Source organism: Shinella sp. HZN7, assembly GCF_001652565.1.
GTDB lineage: Bacteria > Pseudomonadota > Alphaproteobacteria > Rhizobiales > Rhizobiaceae > Shinella > Shinella granuli.
The window spans coordinates 99147-121369 of record NZ_CP015739.1 but is presented as its reverse complement, the minus strand read 5'-3'; the positions used below and the strand labels follow the sequence as shown (position 1 = coordinate 121369).

Annotated in this window: 22 protein-coding genes; 16 read left to right on the top strand and 6 right to left on the bottom strand. The window is 63.8% G+C overall.

Features of this window, described 5'->3' with window-relative positions:
- Window positions 1-79: 79 nt before the first annotated feature.
- The gene (locus tag shn_RS27765) at window positions 80-982 is read left to right on the top strand and encodes a LysR family transcriptional regulator (RefSeq protein ID WP_064333776.1); all 903 of its coding nucleotides are present in this window, start codon (window positions 80-82) and stop codon (window positions 980-982) included.
- Between the two features lie 149 nt (window positions 983-1131).
- Window positions 1132-2436 carry an O-antigen polymerase gene (locus tag shn_RS27760; RefSeq protein ID WP_064333775.1) on the top strand — a complete coding sequence of 435 codons (1305 nt, stop codon included), beginning with the start codon at window positions 1132-1134 and terminating at the stop codon, window positions 2434-2436.
- On the opposite strand, the gene shn_RS35285 is transcribed toward shn_RS27760, so the two are convergent.
- Together shn_RS35285 and shn_RS27750 are read right to left on the bottom strand one after the other, a co-directional pair.
- Complete coding sequence (locus shn_RS35285; protein ID WP_084438600.1) at window positions 2403-2831, bottom strand: helix-turn-helix transcriptional regulator; 429 nt, start codon at window positions 2829-2831, stop codon at window positions 2403-2405. The genes shn_RS27760 and shn_RS35285 overlap by 34 nt on opposite strands.
- Before the next feature lie 196 nt (window positions 2832-3027).
- On the bottom strand, window positions 3028-3768 hold the full coding sequence (locus tag shn_RS27750) for a bifunctional 2-polyprenyl-6-hydroxyphenol methylase/3-demethylubiquinol 3-O-methyltransferase UbiG (RefSeq protein WP_245337504.1): 741 nt from the start codon (window positions 3766-3768) through the stop codon (window positions 3028-3030).
- A gap of 349 nt (window positions 3769-4117) precedes the next feature.
- Here shn_RS27750 and shn_RS37480 point away from each other — a divergent pair, with 349 nt between their 5' ends.
- The 4 genes from shn_RS37480 (at window position 4118) to shn_RS27735 (ending at window position 6764) form a co-directional block, all read left to right on the top strand.
- Window positions 4118-4513 (top strand): hypothetical protein, encoded by a 396-nt coding sequence (locus shn_RS37480; protein ID WP_256388535.1) that lies wholly within the window; start codon window positions 4118-4120, stop codon window positions 4511-4513.
- 53 nt (window positions 4514-4566) lie between these two features.
- Complete coding sequence (locus shn_RS27745; protein WP_168168980.1) at window positions 4567-5181, top strand: hypothetical protein; 615 nt, start codon at window positions 4567-4569, stop codon at window positions 5179-5181.
- A 17-nt stretch (window positions 5182-5198) separates the two neighbouring features.
- Window positions 5199-6032 (top strand): glycosyltransferase family 2 protein, encoded by an 834-nt coding sequence (locus shn_RS27740; protein WP_064333772.1) that lies wholly within the window; start codon window positions 5199-5201, stop codon window positions 6030-6032.
- 138 nt (window positions 6033-6170) lie between these two features.
- Window positions 6171-6764 (top strand): putative colanic acid biosynthesis acetyltransferase, encoded by a 594-nt coding sequence (locus shn_RS27735; protein ID WP_064333771.1) that lies wholly within the window; start codon window positions 6171-6173, stop codon window positions 6762-6764.
- Here the strand turns inward: shn_RS27735 and shn_RS27730 are convergent, their stop codons facing one another.
- The 3 genes from shn_RS27730 to shn_RS27720 are packed head-to-tail and all read right to left on the bottom strand — an operon-like array spanning window position 6765 to window position 10425.
- Window positions 6765-7931, bottom strand: coding sequence for a glycosyltransferase (locus shn_RS27730; RefSeq protein ID WP_064333770.1), 1167 nt, complete (start codon window positions 7929-7931; stop codon window positions 6765-6767).
- Window positions 7928-9169: a glycosyltransferase family 4 protein gene (locus shn_RS27725; protein WP_064333769.1), complete on the bottom strand. Its 1242-nt coding sequence runs from the start codon at window positions 9167-9169 to the stop codon at window positions 7928-7930. Before shn_RS27725 ends, shn_RS27730 begins: the two co-directional genes overlap by 4 nt.
- A complete protein-coding gene (locus tag shn_RS27720; RefSeq protein ID WP_064333768.1) occupies window positions 9166-10425 on the bottom strand; it encodes a glycosyltransferase family 4 protein in 1260 nt (419 codons plus the stop codon). The genes shn_RS27725 and shn_RS27720 overlap by 4 nt, the downstream gene beginning before the upstream one ends.
- A gap of 258 nt (window positions 10426-10683) precedes the next feature.
- Between shn_RS27720 and gmd the strand changes: the two genes are divergently transcribed.
- The 6 genes from gmd to shn_RS27690 all read left to right on the top strand — a co-directional run bounded on the left by gmd (window position 10684) and on the right by shn_RS27690 (window position 17743).
- Window positions 10684-11754, top strand: a complete 1071-nt coding sequence (gmd, locus tag shn_RS27715) for a GDP-mannose 4,6-dehydratase (RefSeq protein WP_064333767.1) — start codon at window positions 10684-10686, stop codon at window positions 11752-11754.
- The gene (locus tag shn_RS27710) at window positions 11747-12718 is read left to right on the top strand and encodes a GDP-L-fucose synthase (protein ID WP_133034956.1); all 972 of its coding nucleotides are present in this window, start codon (window positions 11747-11749) and stop codon (window positions 12716-12718) included. The genes gmd and shn_RS27710 overlap by 8 nt, the downstream gene beginning before the upstream one ends.
- Before the next feature lie 308 nt (window positions 12719-13026).
- Complete coding sequence (locus tag shn_RS27705; protein ID WP_245337503.1) at window positions 13027-13731, top strand: response regulator transcription factor; 705 nt, start codon at window positions 13027-13029, stop codon at window positions 13729-13731.
- 153 nt (window positions 13732-13884) lie between these two features.
- The gene (locus tag shn_RS27700; RefSeq protein WP_064333765.1) at window positions 13885-15222 is read left to right on the top strand and encodes a glutamate-1-semialdehyde 2,1-aminomutase; all 1338 of its coding nucleotides are present in this window, start codon (window positions 13885-13887) and stop codon (window positions 15220-15222) included.
- A gap of 109 nt (window positions 15223-15331) precedes the next feature.
- Entirely contained in the window at window positions 15332-16402 is a 1071-nt protein-coding gene (locus tag shn_RS27695; RefSeq protein WP_064334028.1) for an NAD(P)-dependent oxidoreductase, read from the top strand.
- Between the two features lie 9 nt (window positions 16403-16411).
- Complete coding sequence (locus tag shn_RS27690) at window positions 16412-17743, top strand: DUF4910 domain-containing protein (RefSeq protein WP_064333764.1); 1332 nt, start codon at window positions 16412-16414, stop codon at window positions 17741-17743.
- Here shn_RS27690 and rfbC read toward each other — a convergent pair.
- A complete protein-coding gene (gene rfbC / locus shn_RS27685; RefSeq protein ID WP_064333763.1) occupies window positions 17735-18265 on the bottom strand; it encodes a dTDP-4-dehydrorhamnose 3,5-epimerase in 531 nt (176 codons plus the stop codon). The genes shn_RS27690 and rfbC overlap by 9 nt on opposite strands.
- A gap of 286 nt (window positions 18266-18551) precedes the next feature.
- On the opposite strand from rfbC, the gene shn_RS27680 reads away from it, so the two are divergent.
- The 4 genes from shn_RS27680 to shn_RS27665 all read left to right on the top strand — a co-directional run bounded on the left by shn_RS27680 (window position 18552) and on the right by shn_RS27665 (window position 22208).
- Window positions 18552-19847, top strand: a complete 1296-nt coding sequence (locus shn_RS27680; protein ID WP_064333762.1) for a class I SAM-dependent methyltransferase — start codon at window positions 18552-18554, stop codon at window positions 19845-19847.
- A complete protein-coding gene (locus shn_RS27675; protein WP_064333761.1) occupies window positions 19844-20656 on the top strand; it encodes a glucose-1-phosphate cytidylyltransferase in 813 nt (270 codons plus the stop codon). Before shn_RS27680 ends, shn_RS27675 begins: the two co-directional genes overlap by 4 nt.
- Complete coding sequence (locus shn_RS27670; protein ID WP_064333760.1) at window positions 20653-21306, top strand: PIG-L deacetylase family protein; 654 nt, start codon at window positions 20653-20655, stop codon at window positions 21304-21306. Before shn_RS27675 ends, shn_RS27670 begins: the two co-directional genes overlap by 4 nt.
- A gap of 191 nt (window positions 21307-21497) precedes the next feature.
- Window positions 21498-22208, top strand: a complete 711-nt coding sequence (locus shn_RS27665; RefSeq protein ID WP_064334027.1) for a response regulator transcription factor — start codon at window positions 21498-21500, stop codon at window positions 22206-22208.
- Window positions 22209-22223: the final 15 nt, after the last annotated feature.

Genomic DNA, 22223 nt, shown 5'->3' with positions numbered 1-22223 from the left:
GGCGCCATGCCCATTTCGATATCGCCCCTTCTGATTTTCCGATACCTTGCCACAATAAATCAGAAGGGACGGCACAGCCTTGACGATCAGCCTCAGACAGATCCGCTACTTTGTCGCGACGGCCGAGCTCGGGCAGATCTCGCAGGCCGCCGTCGACCTGTCGATCTCGCAGTCCGCGGTGACGACGGCGATCAAGGAACTGGAGCGCACGGTGGGCGTCGGCCTCTTCCTGCGCACGCCGCACGGCATGGACCTAACGCCGGCCGGCCGGCAGTTCCTGTCGCATGCCTACGAGATCCTGAAGAAGGTCGACGAGGCGGTGCACCTCAATGCCGTCAGCAGCGAGATCGAGGGCACGCTTACGGTCGCGGCGACCTATACGGTCATCGGCTATTTCCTGCCGCTGCATATCGAGCGGCTGCGGCGCCTCTTTCCGAAGCTCGACATCCAGCTCTTCGAGCTCAATCGCGAGTCGATCGAGGAAGGGCTTTTGAGCAACCGCTACGACATGTCGGTGCTGCTCACCTCCAACATCCTCAATCCCGCGCTGGTGACGGAGAAGGTGCTGAGCTCGACGCGCCGCCTCTGGCTGCCGGCGCAGCATCCGCTGCTGCAGGCCGAGACAGTGGGGCTGAAGGAGATCGCGGAGGAACCCTACATCATGCTGACGGTGGACGAGGCGGCGCATTCCGCCCTCAAATACTGGAGCACGACGCCTTACCAGCCCCGCGTCATCCTGCGCACCTCCTCGGTGGAGGCGGTGCGCTCGCTCGTCGCCAACGGCCAGGGCGTGGCGATCCTCTCCGACATGGTGCACCGGCCTTGGTCGCTGGAGGGCCGGCGCATCGAGACGGTCAATATCAGCGACGCCGTGCCCGCCATGGATGTCGGCCTCGCCTGGCGGCGCAACATGGAGCTTTCCCCGCCCATGCTCGCCTTCCGCTCCTATTTCCAGCAGGCCTTCCATCTGCCGGAACGGTGACCGGCGGCAAGCGGCAGGCCTGGGCTCGATGTCCGCGCGCGCCACACCGGCTTGAGAGGGAGGCGCCGGCATTCGCTACGTCGAACGGCTGTGTTGCGCCATCGGGCGTCTCGTCGCAATCATGCGAGACCACCGGCCGGAGGTTCGCCATGGCATGGATCGGCACAGTGCTTCTCCTGCTGACGTCCCTTGCCTTTCTGGGCTGGGGGCTTTGGAAGCGCGGCGGATTCTACGGTTTTCCGTTTCTCGCCGCCGCCATGTTCCTGACATTCGTCCTGCCGCAGATTCCCGGGCTCATCAACGATCGCTTCATGCCACAGGACGGCGCCTTGACGCGCGCGATCTTCTTTTCCTGGCTGTGCCTTATGATGTGCGCCATCGGCTGGGAGCTCGGGCGGCATTCGAAACCAGGCTGGAACGCCACATTCAGCGAAAAGCGGCTGCTTGCCTGTTCCGCCGTGCTGTCGCTGGCCGGAGCGTATTTCTTTCACAAGTTCGGCCAGCTCGACGATGAACAGCGCCTCCGCGGCTTTCTCACCGGAAACGCGGTCGCATATCTCTTCTTCGCCAAGCTCCTGACCTACGGGCTGGCGATCGCGCTCCTGTGCTTCGCGCGCCGTCGCTCGCCGATGGCGCTCTGGATCATCCTGTTCGACTGCGTGTTCTACTTCGACCGCATCGTGATCGCCGGACGGCGCGGCGAGGCGGCCGAACTCGCTCTGATGATAGCGCTCGCCCTGTGGTTTCACCGGCGATATGCCGTACCCCGTCATGTCGTGGCGTCGAGCCTGGTCTTCGCCGTCGTCGGCCTGCTCGCCGCCGGCGAATATCGGGCGGCGACCTATTACAGCGGCGCGCCGAACTGGCGCGCGGTTCTCGACATCAACCTTGCGGAAAACTGGCGCAAGCTCATCCAGCAAGGCGGCCCGGAATTCCGCAACCTCGCGTTCTCCCTTTCCTATGTCTCCGAAAACAACGCCTATGATTTCGGTTCGACCCACTGGAACACGCTCGTCCATTCCTATGTGCCGGCCCAGCTCGTCGGCTCGGCGCGCAAGGAAGCGCTCTACATTCGCAACCCCTTGCGATACGCGGTCGGCTATGAACCGGCGCCGGGAACGACGCCGACGGGCATGATGGACGCCTTCGCGTCGTTTTCCTATTTCGGATGCCTGAAATTCGCGCTGATCGCGGCCCTGCTGGCAGGGATCTATTCATGCGCCATGCAGGGCAATACGGCCATGCAACTGCTCTATATGCTGTCCGTCATACCGGCCATGCTCGCCGTGACCCATTTCACGAACGAGATCGCCATCGCCTGGGTGCATATCGCGCTCTTCATGATACCGGTGCTGATCTTCGCGCGTATCCCCGCCCCCAGGGCGACGAACGACCGTTCTTCCCCCATTCTGGAAAAGCGCTACAGCTGCGCGAAAAAAACCTCCATGAGCTGAACGATTCCATGGGTGCCGGTCTTCTGGTAGATTCTGTATATGTGCGCTTCGACGGTTCTTGGATGAATGCCGAGATGCTCGGCAATGGTTTTTGCCGAATGCCCTTTCACCAGCTCCATGAGAATCTCGTGCTGACGTCGAGACAAGGTGGACAGAAGACCATTGCTCACCTGTGCCGCGGCCATGCGCGACTGGTCCAGAATGCACAGGCATACTCTGTTTCCGTCTATTTCCAGGAACGGCCCGATCTGAGAGGGGATACATACATCCCCATGGCCCGCTTGTTCTATCTCCAATGCAATTCTTCTCAGGAAATCAGCAATTTTCCTCGTTTCACCACTGACCACGACATTATTATTTCGAATTAAATCTGGAGAACTCTGACGCAGCTTCATCTATGACTCCCGCATGATAGTCATCGATAGGCTAAAGCCCATTCAACAACGCGAATCGGGCTTTTTTTTATTCACCGCACGCGGTGAAGCACTGCCCTCACGCGCCGATGGGGGAAGACTGCCGGCCGGTGGCCGATCGGGTAAGGCGTGACGGCTGTTGAAGTGCGGTTCAGCGGAAGCCTGGCGCGGTGAAACGTCAGCCCGTGCACCCTTGCCCGGCAACCCGATGTCCGGGCTTGCGCGCCATCGCCATCAGCGTCCAGCCCCAGTCACGGCGCTCCAGAAGGTCGCGCCAGCGATCGCCGACGATGGCTCTCAGGGCGTTGTTCAACCTTCGGCCGGCCAGGATGCGGCGCAGCCCCTTGTGGGCGACGGGGCTGGCGGAAACGAGCCGCTCGACATGGAAGCCGGCTTCCAGCAGGTCGTGAAGCTCACGCCTGTTCACCCAGTTGCGCAACTGGCCGGGCTGGGGCGGCGGGACATGGCAGCGCTCGGTGAGAACGGTCCTGTTCTGCGTAGCGAGAAGCAGAACGCCGCCCGGCCGCAGGAGCCGCGTGATCCGGGCGATGAAGGCCGGCTGGTCTGCAATATGCGAGAGAACCTCCAGGCTCACCACGACATCATAGGCTTCCTCGCAAAGGGGCAGCGCGGCGAAATCGCCTGCGATGAACTTGATATGGGGCCAGCGAAGCTGCGCACGCCGCAGCACCTCGTCCGACAGGTCGGTGCCGGTGACCTGGCCGAAGCGAGCAAGGTGCGGGCACAGCCATCCCGTGCCGCAGCCGACTTCGATGATGTCCAGGTCGTCGCGGTCGAGCCCGCCCAGCCAGTCCAGAACGATCTCGGCCTGGCGGCGCGATATTTCGCCGACGCTCGCCTCGCGATTTTCGGCGTTCCATGCATTCCAGAACGTGCGCTGGCTCTCGATCGTTTCCATGCGGCGAGCATGCGGTCGCCGGCGCAGGCGCGCCATCTGTCCTTTCGGCGCAGCGCCTTGCGCCATTGGTGGTAAGGCGCCTTCCCCGCAAAACCGGGCATCAAACCGACGGGAAAGCCGAGTTGCGGCGTAGGAGGTGGTGACCGCACATGCCCCTGCTTCGGCCAAAAGGCGGAGTGCGTGGGGGAAACGAGGTAGAAAACCAGAGCGTGTAAACATCTTCCGGTGTTTTACTTCTCGTCTCTTCCCCCTTTGCTCGAATGTTCAGGCCCCGGGGTCTCTCGCTATGCTTCATCGCCGGCCAAACACCGTGATGATGAACGGTGAGCGCCGCAACGAGGGGGATCCTATGGTTTTCCTGCTGCTTGAAAGTTCAGCTTCCCTTGCCTTGAGTGCCTTTCTGATCATTTTCCTGCGCCGGCTTGCGGTCCCCTTGCACCTGATCGACCTGCCGGATCACCGCAAGCTTCATGAAGGCGCCGTTCCGCTTTGCGGCGGCATCGCGATCTTCCTGTCCTTCGCAGGGATTTCCCTTCTGTCGGAACCTTTGAGCCTCGGGCCTGGCTTCTGGGCGGCGATGGGCCTGATCACGGTCCTCGGAGTCGTCGACGACCGGTTTCCCCTGCCTGCCCGCACCCGTTTCCTGGCGCAGGTCCTGATCGCGCTGGCCCTGATCTCCACGGAAGATCTTGGCCGGCTGTCCCTCGGCGATCTGCTGCCGCCGGAAGCGATCGGGGGGCGGTAGGCCTTTTCATCCTCTCCGCCATATTCATCGTCGGGCTGGTCAACGCCTGGAACATGATGGACGGCGTCGATGGCCTTGCGGGCGGCAGCGCCGCAGCCGCCCTGGTCTGGATCCTCCTCCTTGCGGTCCATCTCGGCGAGGAAGGGCTTGTCTTCCCCGTTATGGCGCTGATCGCGGCGATCGGCGGCTTCCTGATCTTCAATGCGCGGAGCCCGTGGCGGCCGAGGGCATCCGTCTATCTGGGCGATGCCGGCAGCACCACCCTTGGGGCGATCATCGCCTATCTTGTTCTGCACCTCTCCAACGGGACGGAGGGCCTGCCTTTCCCTGTTCTGCTGTGGCTGGTCGTCGTGCCGGTCATCGACACGCTCAGCCTGATGGTGCGCCGCATGCTCGATCATCGCAGCCCGATGTCGGCCGATCGGCGGCATCTGCACCACCTGCTGATCGACACGGGCCTTTCACCGGCCGCTGCGAGCTACACCATCATCGCGGTGTCGTTCCTGTGCGGCGGCGTCGGTTATGCCGGTCTTGTCGCCGGCCTGCCGGCATCGGTGATGACGATCGGCCTCTTTTTCGTCGCCTTCGCCCATACGGCCTTCGTACTGGCCGTCGAAGCCACGGCGCGCCACCGCGTCGCGCGGCCCCCGATCCATCTGCATCTGTGACCGGCGGAGATGAGCCCATGTCGATTTCCGTGCTCATCATGACGCTGAACGAGGAGCGGAACCTGCCCGCCTGCCTCGCTTCGCTGGATTGGTGCGACGACATCGTGGTGCTTGACTCCTACAGCACCGACCGCACGGTGGAAATCGCGCGCGCCGCGGGAGCGCGTGTCTACCAGCGGGTGCACGACACGGAATCCGGGCAGCGCACCTATGGCTTGAAGGAGATCCGATACAAATACCCCTGGGTCTACACGCCCGACGCCGACGAGATCACGCCGCCGGACCTGCGCGACGAGATGCTGGCCATCGTCCGCGACCCGACACGGCCGGAGACCTCCTTCCGCATCCGCTACAAGAACATGTTCATGGGGCGCTGGATCAAGCATAGCAGTCTCTACCCGACCTGGATCACCCGGCTCGTGCGGCCGGATTGCGTGCGCTACGAGCGGGAGGCGCATTCGCGCTGCCTTTCAGACGGCCCGGAAGGGCGTCTCAATGCGCATTTCATCCACTACAGCTTCAACAAGGGCATGACCGCCTGGTACGACAAGCACAACCGCTATTCCTCTTCCGAGGCGCGCGAGACGATCGCCAGCCTGCGCGAGAAACATGTGCCCTGGCGCGATGTGCTGAGCCATGTGCCGGAGACGCGCCGGCGTGCGCTGAAGGAACTCGCCATGCGGCTGCCCTTCCGCCCCGCTGCCCGCTTCCTCTACATGTATGTCGTGCGCGGCGGTTTCCTCGATGGCCGGGAAGGCTATCACTATTGCCGGCTGCTGGCGGCCTACGAATACATGATCGTCATCAAGACCGAGGAGCTGCGGCGACGCGAAAGCGGCCTGCCGGTATGACCGGGGTCAGGGGAGGCCTACCGCCTCCCAAGGCCGCCGTCAGGAGAAGGAAGGACGAGGCTCCTGCTCCTGACGGTCGCACCCCGGGACGGGGTGGATCGGCGCAGTCGTTTCAACATCGAGGAGGCCCGTTCCCCCATGAAGTCCCGTTATGACGATCCGCGTTTCGACGACGTGACCCATGTCTCACCGCTTCTCGGCGGGCCGACCTTCGCGCTGCGTTTCCGGCTGATGCGGCTGGCATGGCTCATCGCATGGCGATGCCTTGCCGCCTGGACGCCCTCGCCGTTCCATCCCTGGCGCAACCGGTTGCTGCGCCTGTTCGGGGCGAAGCTGGATCCGACGGCCATCGTGCATGGCACGACCTCCATCTGGTGGCCGGGCAACCTCATCATGGGGCCCAACGCCTCGATGGGGCCGGGCGTGATATGCTACAATGTCGCGCCGGTGACGCTGGAGGCGCTGGCCATCGTCTCGCAGCGCGCACATCTGTGCACCGGCACGCACGATATCCATCGGGCGGCCTTTCCGCTGGTGTCACGGCCGATCGTGCTGCGACGCAGGTGCTGGATCGCGGCGGAGGCCTTCGTCGGCCCCGGAACGGTGGTGGGCGAAGGGGCCGTGCTCGGCGCGCGCGGGGTGGCGATGAAGCCGCTTGCGCCCTGGACCGTCTATGTCGGAAATCCGGCCCGCGCCGTCGCCGGCCGCCGGCACGAGGACGACGCCGCCTGATTACGCAGCATGCGCATAGGCTTCGTAGAGGCCGGTCGTCAGGCGTGCGATGCGCGGCCAGGTGTAGTTCTCGAAGACCAGGTGCCGCCCGCGCATTCCCATCTTCTCTGCCGCGCCGGTATTCTCCAGGATCTCGATCATGCCATGGGCGATCTCCGCCGGCTCCAGCGTCGTGACGACACCCGCACCGGCGATCGCCACTTCCGGAAAATGGCAGGCATGCGTGATGACGACGGGCGTACCGCAGGCGAGCGCCTCGGTGATCGCGATGCTGAACCCCTCCTGCCGGCTCGGCAGGCAGAAGCAGGCGGCGGCAACGAGCGCCTGCAGCTTCGTTTCGCCGTAAAGCGGCCCGACCATCAGGACACGCTTCTCCAGCCCGAAGCGCCGCACCAGCGTGCGGAAATCGTCTTCCGCACCGCCATCCGGCCCCGCGACCACAAGATCGACGTCGGGGCATTCGGCGGCCACCTGCCGGAAGGCGTGGGCCAGCAGGTCCAGCCCCTTCTTGTAGTGCAGCCGGGAAAGGAAGAGCACGTAGCGCCGCCCGGCCGGCCGGGCAATCAAATCGAGAAACGGTCGCGGCGACGGAAGCTGTTCGAATTCCTCGATGAAGACGCCGTTCGGGATGATCTCGGCCGGAGCGCGCAGGCCCACCGGCTGCATCAGGTCGACCTCGTCCCGGTTGAGCGCGTGGATGAAGGCGGCGTTGTCGAGCATCCGGCGGCAGCCGAGCGCCAACGCCAACCGCTTCTTCCAGCGCTTCTGGGCGAGGCTCCACGTATCGAGCATGCCCGCCGGGCAGACGCAGTAGGGAAGACCGATGCGCCGCGCGATGGTCGCGGCGGAAACGAGGATCGGTTCCCAGACGCCATGCAGATGCAACTGGTCGGCATCGGCGAGCACGTGGCCCAGCAAGCCGCGCGCCTTGCGGCAGAGGATTTCCTCGACGCGTCCCGGCGGGGGAAGAAGATGCCAACTGATCCGCTCGAAACCGGGAATGAACCGGCCGAGCACAGCCATGCGGGCGACGACGTTCCGGTCCGCCTGGCTGACGACCTGGACGTCATGGCCAAGATTTGCCTGTGCGGCGGCGAGCCGCATCACCACCGCCTGCGGCCCGCCCTTGTCCGGATCCATCGAGGTGATGACGTGCACGATCTTCATGACACGACGCCATGGCGCGCATGCAGGCGGGTGAGCACGTCGAGAAGACGGCGGCCGTATTTTTCGACCGTGTTCTCCCGGGCGGTGCGCCGGGCGTTTTCCGACATGCGCGCCCTTGTGTCCTCATCGTCGGCGAGATGGCGGATGGCCTCGACGATCGCCTGGGGATCGCGCTCGCGCACGATGAGGCCCTCCACGCCGTCGCGCACCACGCTGCCGGTGCTGTAGGTGGTAATGACCGGAAGGCCGGCCGCCAGCGCCTCGTAGACGACCGTGGCCGAGCCTTCGCAAAGCGAGGGCAGCAGGAACGCGTCCGCCCAATGGTATTCGGCGGCGATCTGCTGGCGTGGCACGATGCCTTTCAATTCGACCGAGCGACCCAGCCTGCGGCGAAGGGAGGGCGGCAGGCGGTCGGGGCCGACCATGCGGATACGCGCGGCGGCGCCGAGGCGCTCGGCAGCCTGGAGCACATAGGGCGACCCCTTGCGCAGCCCGACCTCGCCGACGGTGAGCACACGGAACGGCCCGGGCGTGCGGCCCGCCGCGCCGAACCGCGCCTCGGCGTCGACGCCATAGGGAACGACGACGCAACGCTCCGCCGGCCCGCCTTCTGCAACGACATGATCGCGGACGAATTCCGACGGGCAGACGATGCAATCCGCAATCCGCCATTCGGCGCGTTCGCGCCCGGCGAGCGTGTCGGCGAAAGGATTTCGCTTCGGCGGCCCGGCCCAGTCGGGAAAGCGGCCCATCTCCTCCGCCAGGATGCGCTCCAGTACGGCGCGCGGCGCGACCATCTGCTCGACGGCGGTCCACATGCCCTGGCGCTTGGCCGCCTGCATCTGCTCCAGCGCGTCGCCGCTATAGGCGTAGAGGCCGGCCGCATCGTGAAACCCACAGCCGGCGACGAGCGTCGAAAAATGACTGCCGGCCCAGACAGCGTGCGAGATCTCCTCGATGTCGTTTTCGACACGAAGCCGCCGAATGCCGGATCTGAGGCCGAACAGCGGGAAATCCGTGATGAGCTCGGCGGGAACACCGCTCGGGATGCGTCCGGTGAGGCGGCGCACCGCCTTCGGCAACAGCCCCGGCGGCAGTTTTCGCAGCAGGGAAGGCCAGCTCTTCGTGCCGCAGATATCGGTGAAGAAATGGCCGAGCTGGCCTTCCCGTGCCAGAATCCGGGGCACGGCATAGTGCATGCGGGCGCCGAGCTGGCTGACGACGATCGTCTCGTTCACGACGGCTCCTCCAGGATGCGGGATCGTGCGGGAAGTGCATCATCCTCGGCGAGCGCGTGAAAGAGGGTGCGCCAACTGACGAGCGCGCGGTCATAGGCGTAGTCCGTTTCCAGCAAGGCCCGCGCCTTCGCACCCATTGCCGCCACGCGCTCCGGCGCGGCAGCAAGCGACGCAATCGTTCCGGCCAGTCGCTCCGGCTCGCCAATGGTGGCCGTGACGCCGCAGCCATGCGCGTCGATGACAGCGGCGACGCTGCCCTTGGGATCGCCGATGAAGAGCGTCGGCCGGCCGGCGGCGAGAACGCCATAGAATTTGCTCGGGACGATGCAATGTTCGAGATGGGGGAGCAGGGAGACAACATGCAGATCCGGCACGCCGAGGCTTTCGGCGATGCGCTCCGCCGGCTGCAAGGGCTTGAACGTTACATTCGTAAGGCCACGCTCGCGCACCGCGGCCATGACCGGCGCCAGCTTGTAGCCGCCGCCGACCATCAGGAAGGCGATATCCGTGCGGTCCTTCAGCGAAGTGGCGGCATCGATCAAGGTGGCGAATTCATGGGCCCTGCCGAAATTGCCGGAATAGCCGACGACGAATTTTTCCTGGTAGCCCCAGGCGGCGCGCAGGGAATTTCGGTCTTTCGCGACCGGCCGGATCTCGGCGGCGTCCGACCAGTGGTGCAGCACCTTGACGCGATCGGCCGGCGCACCGCGCTGGCGCAGGAAATCCGCCATCCTTTCGGTCGGGCATATGCTCAGCCGCGACCGCGCGATCGAACGGTCGCGCAGATGGGCGGCGAGCCGGCCGAGGAAGGGTGCCCTGCGAAAGAGGCCGAGTTCGACGGCGGTTTCGGGGAAGAGGTCCATGATCCAGTTGATCATGTGGCCGCCGCGCAGGCGCACCGGCAACCCGCAGGCGAGCGAGATGAGCGGCGGATCCGTGCAGACGACGACCATATCGCCGCGCCTGACATGGCGCAGCAGCCAGATGAAAGCCATGACGTGGAAGGAGAGGTAGTCCACGGCGCGCCCGGGCAGGGCATGGCGGCCGAAGCGGCTCGTGGCGAGCCGGACGATGCCGACACCAGCATGGGTTTCCTTGCCGGGAAGAGCGCTCTGCGGGTCGTCATGGCGGCTGCGGCTGGCGACAACCGCGACCTCGGTCCCGTGCCGCGCCAGTCCGAAGGCAAGGGCGGAGACCATCCGGCTCGTCGCCGACTGGTCGGGATGAAAATACCGATTGACGAAAATCACCCGCATGATCGCGCCCCGCCCTCAATTCTGGAGTGTACGATCCTGCCAGCCGTGCCGCATCCGGCAAGCTCTCCAAAGGCGCTAGGGAGCATCCGGCTCCCCTATCCGCCCTAAGCCTTCCGCAGGGGGAGCATAAACCTTCGGTTTGCATTCGGCGGCCATCGCCTGATCGGAGGAGGAGAAACGCATCGCACTGCTCGAACGGTCACCTTGTGATCCGGTGCCCGCTCGCTAACTCTCGCAGATTGAGACGGGGAGCGAGCCATGACCGACAAGACAGCCCTGATCATCGGCGTAACCGGCCAGGACGGCTCCTATCTGACGGAGCTGCTGCTGGGGAAGGGCTATCATGTGCATGGCCTGAAGCGCCGGTCCTCATCCTTCAACACGGCCCGGGTCGACCATCTCTATGTCGATCCGCGCACGCCCGGCGCGCGCTTCCAGATGCATTTCGGCGATCTTACCGACGCGATGAACCTTTGCCGGGTCATCCAGGAGGTCCGGCCGGACGAGATCTACAATCTGGGTGCGCAGAGCCATGTCCAGGTGAGCTTCGAGACGCCGGAATATACGGCGAACACCGACGCGCTCGGCACCCTGCGGATCCTGGAGGCGATGCGCATCCTCAAGCTCGGGGCGGATTGCCGCTACTACCAGGCCTCGACCTCGGAGCTCTTCGGTGGGCTGGGGGAAACGGCGCAGCGCGAGGATACACCCTTCCACCCGCGCAGCCCCTATGCCGCGGCGAAACTCTACGCCTACTGGATGACGATCAACTATCGCGAGGCCTACGGCTTCCATGCCTCGAACGGCATCCTGTTCAACCATGAAAGCCCCCGGCGCGGCGAGACCTTCGTGACGCGCAAGATCACGCGCGCCGTCGCGGCGATCGAGTGGGGGATGCAGGACAAGCTCTATCTCGGCAATCTCGAGGCCAAGCGCGACTGGGGTCACGCGAAGGACTATGTGGAGGGCATGTGGCGCATCCTGCAGCAGGATGCGCCCGACGACTATGTACTCGCCACCGGCGAGGTCCACACCGTTCGTGAATTCGTGGAATGCGCCTTCGACGTCGTCGGGCGGACCATCGTGTGGGAAGGGCATGGGGTCGACGAGGTCGGCTACGACCGCAAGAGCGGCGAGCGCCTCATCGAGATCGACCCGCGATACTTCCGGCCCGCCGAAGTGGATTTCCTGCTCGGCGACCCGGGCAAGGCCTGGGCCCGGCTCGGCTGGAGCCCGACGATTTCCTTCAGCAATCTCGTTTCGGAGATGGTGATGTCGGACGTGAACGTCATGATGAGGGAGAAGGGTCGCAATGACCTCCATGGATGAAAGTCCCTATGATCTGCGTGGAAAACGCGTCTGGGTGGCCGGCCATCGCGGCATGGTGGGCTCGGCGCTCCTGCGCCGCCTGGAGGACGAAAACTGCGATCTGCAGACCGTGCCGCGCAGCGAGGTCGACCTGACCTCCCAGGCCGATACGGCGAACTGGATGCGAAAGGCGCGGCCCGAGGCGGTGTTCATAGCCGCCGCACGGGTCGGCGGCATCAGCGCGAACGCCCGTTATCCCGCCGAATTCCTCGTCGAGAACGTGCTCATCCTGGTGAATGTCATCAAGGCGGCCTCGGAACTGGGCGTCGAGAAGCTGATGTGCCTCGGTTCAAGCTGCATCTATCCGAAACATGCCGAGCAGCCGATCCGCGAGGAGGCTCTGCTGACAGGAAGTCTTGAGCCTACCAACGAGGCCTATGCGATCGCCAAGATCGCCGGAATGAAGCTCGCTTCTGCCTATGCGGAGGAATACGGCCACCGGTTCATCTCCGTCATGCCGACCAATCTCTACGGCCGGAACGACAATTTCGACCTCGATCATTCCCATGTCATCCCCGCACTGATCCGCAAGATGCACGAGGCGAAGATCGCCCATCGCGACAGCGTGGTCGTCTGGGGCACCGGCACGCCGCGGCGCGAATTCCTCCATGTCGATGACCTCGCCGATGCCTGCGTCTTCCTCATGAAGCAGTATGAGAGCCCGAAACCCATCAATATCGGCTCGGGAGAGGAGATCGCGATCGGTGAGCTCGCCTTCCTCATTGCCGACATCGTCGATTTCCGCGGCCATATCGTTTTCGACACGCTGAAGCCGGATGGCGCCCCCAGAAAACTCCTCGATTGCTCCAGGCTTCGCGCGCTCGGATGGTCGCCGAGCATCGGCCTCAGGGCCGGCATCGAGGAACTGTACGACCGATGGAAGAAGACGAGTCGTAGCGTGCAAGGGCGGCACGATTATCCTTAGAATGGTGTCGCCTTGCGCAACTCATGATTAATCATAGTACTATTCACACTAAATAATTGCCATATTTACGTATTTTCCGAATCTATTCGGGTCGCGTTCTGGTGATGTATGGTGGAAAATGGACAAATACGGGAAAGCGACGGCGGCCGGCAGGCTGGAAAACCGCTTTTGTCACACTCAATTTTGACGTTGCATCTTTTTTGAGATGTGACGCGGCGGCCAGACATTCCCGACGTTAAGCGTGATGTACCAGGAGTTTCGCTGTGACTGAAGTCAGGGGAATAATCGGGTCTGGCATCGGAAAGGGCTTGAACGGGGCGATCCCGTCCTCCCCTTTCCCATCGTCCGTCAACGTGAAGCCGTCGCTCTACCGGGCGCCGGTGCTCGACATCATCGACGAGCGGGCGCTCGACCGCGAGTGCCTGTCGCAAAGCCTTGTGTCGCACGGTCTCAACATGACGATCGTGCTGTTCAATTCCATCGACGCGTGGATGGCGAAATACTCCGGAGAATCGAGCGGCCTTCTGATCAGCCTCGGTAGCCATGACTTCACCGAGTCCGGCATCGAGGACAGTATCCGCATGCTGGTCACGAAGTTTCCCGAGCTGCCGGTCATCATCCTGTCCGACAATCATGACCTGCGCCAGGTGCTGACGGCGCTGGATCTCGGCGTCAAGGGTTTCATTCCATCGGCAGTCGGCATCGCCGTCTGCGTGAAGGCGATTTCGCTCGCCTTGTCGGGCGGTATCTTCATCTCCACCGAGAGCCTGCCGGAACTGCGCCGCCTGATGTCCGTCGCCGACCAGCAGGAGCGCAAGCGGGCCGAGGTCTTCACCAGCCGCGAGGAGGAGGTCATCTCCATGCTCAAGCTGGGCAAGGCGAACAAGATCATCGCCTACGAACTCGACCTCAGGGAAAGCACGGTCAAGGTGCATATCCGCAATATCATGAAGAAGCTGAAGGTCCACAACCGGACGGAGGTCATCTTCAAGCTCAACGAGCTGTTCAGCTAGGGCATTTCCAGCCGACATGGGGAGCGCCTCTGTGTCCGAAATCGCGGAAGGCGAACGGGCCTACCCCTATCGGCCAGCCCGTCTATCCCAAGGACTTGGATGGCGCGCTACCCCTGCGGTGATAGGTCTAGGAGACCGAGCGGGGGCTGCGCAATGGCCGGGTTCATCCAGAATTTCGACAATTCGAACAGGCTGCGCGACCTCGCGCATTCGATGATCCCGGGCGGCGCGCACACCTATGCCAAGGGAGACGACCAGTATCCCGTGCTCTCCCCCGGCTTCATCGTCAATGGCTACGGCTGCCACGTCTGGGACGTCGACGGCAATGGCTACATCGAATACGGCATGGGCAACCGGGCGGTCGGCCTCGGCCATGCCTATCGCCATGTGCTCGATGCCGTCATGCGGCAGCTCGAATTCGGCTGCAACTTCACGCGGCCCTCGCATATCGAGGTCGAATGCGCCTCCACCTTCCTGGACATGATCCCGACGGCCGACATGGTGAAGTTCTGCAAGGACGGCTCGGATGCGACCTCGGCGGCGGTGCGCCTGGCGCGGGCGGTGACGGGGCGGGACCTCATCGCGCGGTGCAGCGATCATCCGTTCTTCTCGACGGACGACTGGTTCATCGGCACGACCGAGATGAATGCCGGCATTCCCAAGGCCGTCAGCAACCTGACGCTCGGCTTCCGCTACAACGACCTTGACGATGCGCGCGCGCTTTTCGCCCGCCATCCCGGCGCCATCGCGGCGCTGATCCTGGAGGCCTCGCGTGGCGACGATCCCGAGCCTGGCTATCTCCAGGCCCTGAAGGACCTGTGCCACGACAACGGCGCGCTGTTCATCCTCGACGAGATGATCACCGGGCTTCGCTGGGCGCGCGGCGGTGCGCAGGCGCATTACGCCGTGCAGCCAGACCTTTCCTGCTTCGGCAAGGCGCTGGGCAACGGTTTTGCCATCTCGGCCCTTGCCGGCCAGCGGGAATACATGGTGCTTGGCGGCATCGAGCAGGTGGAGAAGCCGCGGGTCTTCCTGCTGTCGACGACGCACGGCGCCGAGACCCACGCCATGGCGGCGGCGATCGCCACCATGCATGTCTATGCGCAGGAGCCCGTCATCGAGCATCTGCGCAGCCAGGGGCTGCGGCTGAAGGCGGGGCTTGACCAGGTCATCGCCCGGCACGGCCTGCAACGCCATGTCAATGTCGTCGGGCACCCGGCCTGCCTGTCCTATGGAACGCGGGATGCGACGGGAAAGCCCTCGCAGGCATTGCGCACCCTGCTCCTTCAGGAAACGATCCGCCGCGGCGTGCTCGCCCCGTCGCTGGTGGTGAGCTACTCGCACGGCGACGACGATATAGACCAGACCGTCGATGCCTTCGACGGAGCCCTCCACATCTATCGGCTGGCGCTGGAAGAAGGGGTCGAACGCTACCTCGTGGGCCGGCCCTCGGAGGTCGTCTTCCGTCGCTACAACAGCCGAAAGGGGTAGGGTATCGCGGCGCCTGCACCGTTCGAGCAGGGGGCGCCGTCTTTGTCCTCAATCGCGGCCGCGACACCCCGCGCCTACCATCCGCGAACATCAGATGGGGGTTTTCGACATGAAGGTGCTTGTGACCGGACACCAGGGCTATATCGGCGCCGTGATGGTGCCCTTCCTCTTGCGCGCCGGGCATGACGTGCATGGCTATGATGCCGGGCTCTACCGGCACTGCGCTTATACGCCGGGCGGCGCGATGTTCGATATCCCGTCCGTGCTGAAGGATGTGCGCGATATCTCCCCCCGCGACCTCGACGGCTTCGACGCCGTGATCCATCTCGCCGCCCTTTCGAACGATCCGCTCAGCAATCTCGATCCCGAGGTCACCTACGACATCAACCACAGGGGCAGCGTGCGGGTCGCGCGCGCGGCGAGACAGGCGGGTGTGTCCCGCTTCCTCCTCGCCTCCTCCTGCAGCAACTACGGCCTTGCCGGCGCCGACCTCGTGGACGAGGATGCGCCGCTCAATCCCGTCTCTGCCTATGGCATTTCCAAGGTGCGGGCCGAGGCCGACATCGCCGAACTTGCGGATGCGCGGTTCTGCCCGGTCTTCCTGCGCCCCGCGACCGCCTACGGCCTGTCGCCGATGCTGCGCTTCGACATCGTTCTCAACAACCTCGTCGCCTGGGCCGTGACGCAGCACCTCATCCTCCTGAAATCGGACGGCACGCCCTGGCGGCCGATCGTGCATGTCGAGGATATTTCCCGCGCCTTCCTCGCAGCCCTCGAAGCGCCGGTGAAGAGCGTCTTCAACGAGGCATTCAATGTCGGCCAGACGGCGCACAATTACCAGATCCGCGAGATCGCCGACGTCGTCGCGCGGATCGTCCCGGGATGCCGGCTGGAATATGCACAGGAAGCCGGGCCGGACGCGCGCTCCTACCGCGTCGACTTCGGCAAGATCGCCCGTGTTCTGCCGGCGTTTCGGCCGCAATGGGACGTGGTCGCCGGCGCGCGCCAGCTTTATGCGGCCTACAGCAGCGCCGGGCTCAGCCTCGCGGAGTTCGAAGGGCCACGTTACCAGCGCATCAGCCAGATCCGCCAGCTCCTCGAAACCGGCGCGATCGACCCGGACCTGCGCTGGCGCCCCGCGGTTCGCAGCCCGGCCGCCATGCGGGAAATACGCGTTTGAGGCGATGGCATGAACGAGGCCACACGATTTCCCCCCGGAGCCTTGCCGGGCGACACGGCCGATCCGGGCCGCGCGCTTTTTGCGCTCGTCGCCCGGCTCTTTCCGATCTGCCGAAGCATCACCGGCAACGGCGTGCGCGAAACCCTCGCCATCCTGTCGGAGCATGTCGACATCGCGGTGCGGGAGGTGCCGACGGGCACGCAGGTGTTCGACTGGACGGTGCCGAAGGAATGGACCGTCCGCGGCGCTTTCCTGCGCACGGCAAGCGGCCGGACCGTGGTGGATTTCGCCGACTCGAACCTCCATCTCATGAATTACAGCGAGCCGGTCTTGCGCCGCCTGTCGCTGGAAGAGCTGAAACCGCATCTCCACACGCTGCCCGACCAGCCGGACCTGATCCCCTACCGCACCAGTTACTACAGCCGCGACTGGGGTTTCTGCATGACCCATCGCGACTACCTCGCCCTGCCCAACGAGGAGTACGAGGTCTTCATCGATACGGAGCTTGCCGATGGGGCGCTGACCTATGGCGAAGTCTTCCTGCCGGGCGAAACGGATCGCGAGGTCCTGCTCTCCGCCCATATCTGCCATCCTTCGCTGGCGAACGACAATTGCTCGGGCCTTGCCGTTCTGACCCTTCTTGCGCAAACGCTGGCGCGGCGGCGCAACCGTTTCGGCTACCGCTTCCTCTTCGCGCCGGGCACCATAGGGGCGCTGTGCTGGCTGGCCGCGAATGAAGAGGCAACGCGCCGCATCGATCACGGCCTGGTCGTCTCCTGCATCGGTGACGGCGGCGGGCCGGTCTACAAGCGCAGCCGCCGCGGTGACGCGGTCATCGACCGGGCGGTCGATGCCGTGCGCTGCGACGGGCGGCGGGTTGCCACGGTGGATTTCAGCCCTTTCGGCTATGACGAACGCCAGTTCTGCTCGCCGGGCTTCAACCTTCCGGTCGGCCTCCTGCAACGCAGCGCCTTCGGCTCCTTCCCGCAATACCATACCTCGGCCGACAACCTGGACCTGGTGCAGCCGCAACACCTGGCATCCTCCTTCCGGATGATCCTCGATATCGTTGAGGTTCTGGAGGGGGACTGGCTGCCGCTGAACCTTTCGCCGAAAGGCGAGCCGCAGCTCGGGCGGCGCGGGCTCTATTCGGCGACCGGCGGGCACAAGGTTACCTCGGATGTCACGATGGGCTACCTCTGGGTCCTCAATCTGGCGGATGGCGCTCATACCCTTCTCGATATCGCCCGCCGTTCCGGCCTGCCCTTCCGCGATATCGCCGAGGCCGCCGCCCGGCTGAAGGCCGGCGGGCTGCTGGCCGATGCGGGGCCGTCAGCCTGAGAGCAACGGCCAGTTCCTGTCCTTGTCCGACATGGCGGAGGGCGTGGCCGGCCAGTCGATGCCGAGCGCCGGATCGTCGTAGCGGAGGCCGCGGCTTGCCGCCGGTTCATAGCGCACCGATATGAGGTAGCCGACCGCGACGTCCTCGGTGAGCGACAGGAAGCCGTGCGCAAACCCCTCGGGAATATAGAGTTGCCGCATGTTCTGCTCGGTAAGTTCCGCCGCCGTCCAGCGAAGATAGGTATGCGACCGCGGCCGCAGATCGACCGCGACATCCCAGATCGCCCCCTTGAGGCAGGACACCAGCTTCACCTCACCATGCGGCTCCTCCTGGAAATGCAGGCCGCGAAGCGTATGCCTTTGCCGCGAGCGGGAAAGGCTGTGCTGCACGAAATGGTGCTCGAGCCCACGCTGCTCCATCTCGTCGATGCAGAAGGTTCGCGCGAAGGAACCACGCTCGTCCGCAACGGGACATGACCCGATCAACCATACGCCTTCGAGATCAGTTTGGGCGAACAACATGACATCCTCCCTTCCGGGGACGCGCTATCCTGCCGCATGCGATGGTGCTGCCAAGTGCTGCTTCCGACGTATTCTGGCGGGCCGGCCGGCCTATAGTTAGGAAAATCTTACCCCCTGGTTCGAAATGCTACGCCTTTCAGACAGGGTGTCTGTTCGCATGGCAGTATCGTAACTGCCGTACCACTCGCCTAATCTGACAGTGGGCCAAGAGACGATTTCAATTTGGAAAGCTGTTCACGTTCAGCTTTTCGTTCCCGTTCTGTCGAATTTTCTGTGGAGACGGTAGATGAGCTCGCAGATTAGTCCTTCGCTTTCGTACGCATCCGATATTTCCCTGAAACCGAGCTGCCGTTTGTGCGGTACGGCACTGAACCATACTGTCGTTGATCTCGGCATGTCGCCGCCTTGCGAGAGTTTTCGTCAGGAAAACGAGCTCGGACGCATGGAGGAATATTATCCGCTCCATGTCCGTGTCTGCGAAGAATGCATGCTCGTCCAACTGGAGGAGTATGTCAGCCGCGAAAGCATCTTTGAGGAGTATGCCTATTTCTCGTCCTACTCCACGAGCTGGGTGGCGCATGCGAAACGCTACTGCGAAGGAATGATCGACCGGTTCGGCCTCGATGGCGAAAGCTTCGTCGTGGAGGTCGCCAGCAATGACGGCTACCTGCTCCAGCATTTCGTGGCGCGCGGCATTCCGGTGCTCGGCATCGAGCCGGCCGCCAATGTGGCGAAGGCCGCCATCGCCAGGAACGTGCCGACGAAGATCGCCTTCTTCGGGCGGCGGCTTGCCGACGACATGGTCGCAGCCGGCCAGCAGGCGGACCTGATCGCCGCCAACAACGTTCTGGCGCAGGTGCCCGACCTCAACGACTTCCTCGCCGGCATGAGCCGCATCCTCAAGCCGCACGGGGTCATCACGCTGGAATTTCCCCATGTCGCGACGCTTCTGGCGCACAACCAGTTCGACACGATCTACCACGAGCATTTCTCCTACTTCTCCCTGCTCACGGTGCAGATCGCCGCGCGGCTGCACGGCCTTGAGGTTTTCGACGTGGAGGAACTGCCCACCCATGGCGGTTCGCTGCGGGTCTATCTCGGCCATGCCGGTGCGCACAGCGTGATCAGCCCCCGCGTCGCCGACCTCCTGGGGCAGGAACGGCGCGACGGGCTCCATACGGTGGAGGCCTATACGTCCTTTGCAGCCAGGGCCCGCAAGGCCAAGCGCAACCTGCTCTTTTTCCTCATCGGCGTGAAGGAGCGCGGTGGGCGCATCTGCGGCTACGGCGCCCCCGGCAAGGGCAACACGCTGCTCAACTATTGCGGCATCGGCACGGACTTCCTCGATTTCACCGTCGACCGCAATCCCTACAAGCATGGCCGGTTCACGCCGGGAATGCACATTCCCATCCTGCCCGTCGACGCGATCGACCGGCGCAAGCCGGATTACATCCTGATCCTGCCCTGGAACCTCAAGGACGAGATCGTCGCCCAGATGCGCCATGTCGGCGAATGGGGCGCGAAATTCATCGTCCCGATCCCCGATGTCAGCATCATCGATCCCTCGGAGGCCTGGTCATGAAGGTCGTGCTTTTCTGCGGTGGCCGGGGCACGCGCATCCGGGAATATTCCGAAAGCATCCCCAAGCCCATGATCCCGCTCGGCACCCAGCCGATCCTGCGTCATGTCATGCAGTATTACGCCTCCTACGGGCATGACGATTTCACCCTCTGCCTTGGCTACAAGGCGGATGTCATCAAGGGATTCTTCCTGAATTGCCGGCCGCAAACCTTTTCGGACTGCGTGGTGTCCGGCGAGGGCCGGGTCGAACTTCTTGGCGAGGCGCAGGAGCAATGGCGCGTGGCGCTGATCGACACAGGCATCTGGCGTAACATCGGTGAGCGCCTGTGGGCCGTGCGCGACCATGTGATGAGTGAGCGAATGTTCCTCGCCAACTACAGCGACGGCCTGACCGATGTCGATCTCGACGACATGGTCGCCCGCTTCGAGGCCAGCGGCAAGATCGCCTGCTTCCTCGCGGTCAGGCCGCCGCTGACCTATCATCTCGCCGACATCGACGCGACCGGCCGGGTGGTCGAGTTCCGCTCGTCGGACACATCGGAAATCTGGATCAACGGCGGCTACTTCCTGATGCGCCGCGAGATCTTCGACTATATGCGGGAGGGTGAGGAGCTGGTGCTCGAACCCTTCGCGCGGCTGATCGCGGACGACATGCTGATGGCCTACAAGCATGAGGGCTTCTGGCGGTCGATGGATACGCTGCGCGACTGGCAGGTGCTGGAGGAAATGGTCGAGCGCGGCGAGATGCCGTGGGTGCGCCGGGCGGCGGCCGGCCGGGTCTCCAGCCTTCGGATGGCAGGCCGTTCATGAAAACGCTGTCGATAGCCTCCGCCGGGCACCCGTTGAAGATCCTTTGCCTCGGCGCGCATGCCGACGACATCGAGATCGGAGCGGGCGGCACGATCCTCGGCCTGATCGCGGCCGGCGTGAAGCTCGACGTCTACTGGTGCGTGCTGAGCGCAACGCCCGAGCGCGCGTTGGAAACCCAACGTTCGGCGGCCGCCTTTCTCGAGGGCGCTGCCGCCGCGGTGGTGGAGGTCTGCGGCTTCGAGGACAGCTACTTTCCGAGCCAGAGCCGCGAGATAAAGCAGTTCCTGCTGGCATTGCGTGCACGCGTGGAGCCGGAGGTGATCTTCACGCATAGCCGCTTCGATGCGCATCAGGACCACCAGGAGTTGAACAGGCTGACCACGAATGTCTTCCGCGACCACCTCGTGCTGGAATACGAGGTTCCGAAATGGGACGGGGACTTCACGGAGCGCAACACCTATGTGCCGCTGCTGCCGGGAATGATCGAGCGCAAGATTGACCTGCTCATGGAGCATTTTGCGACGCAAAGATCGAAGGACTGGTTCCACGAGGACGTGTTTCGAGGCGTTGCGCGCATGCGCGGAATGGAATGCCGTTCGCCCTCGCTGTTCGCGGAGGCGTTTACTGTAAGAAAATTGGCTCTCGTTTAAGTGGATTCACCTTTACGAAACGTTAACGCTAATAAAGCGGAGAGATGCACAAGCGGAAATAGATCAGGACTCGGATTTCGAACCAGGAGTTAGCGAGGGATATCATGGCGAAAGACGAAACATTTTTGGAGAGGCAGTCAATCGATATCTTTCGATCACGGAACTCGCTCGGCGTCGAGCGGCGGGAGGCCGTGAGCGAGCGAGTTGAGTATCCGTCGCAAACCTACGCGGCAAACGATTACCTGGCGATCTTCGACAAACGGAACCTCGACCGGGAATGCCTGGCGAACAGTCTCATTTCCCACCAGATCGGCATCAGCATCTTCACCTTCTCGGGCATCGCAAGCTGGCAGCAATGCAAGTCGACGCTCGGCACCCTCAGGGTCGCATTGATCAACATCGGCAGCAACGACATCACGGATGTTTCGGTTCGCCAGGAAATCACCCAGCTCGTGACGACGCTGGAGCCGGTGCCGGTCGTGGTGCTCTCCAACAGCCAGACGCTGGACCATGTGCTGCAGGCCATCGATCTCGGCGTGCATGGCTTCATTCCAAGTTCCGTCGACATCGACGTGTGCATCGAGGCGATCGGACTGGCGATTGCCGGAGGGCAATTCGTACCGGCAAGCAGCGTGCTTGCGATGCGCGGGCTCGTCGGGGGCTTCGTTGCCCGCAAGGCGATCCGTTCCGCCTTCACGGTACGCCAGACGGCCGTCGCCGAAGCGCTGCGCCGCGGCAAGGCGAACAAGATGATCGCACGGGAACTCAATCTCTGCGAAAGCACCGTCAAGGTGCATATCAGGAACATTATGAAGAAGCTCGGCGCCACGAACCGCACCGAGGTCGCATGCAAGGTCGGCGACCTCCTGCCCGACGCCGAGCATCATCTCGACCGGGTCTAGAACGCCCCGCAACAG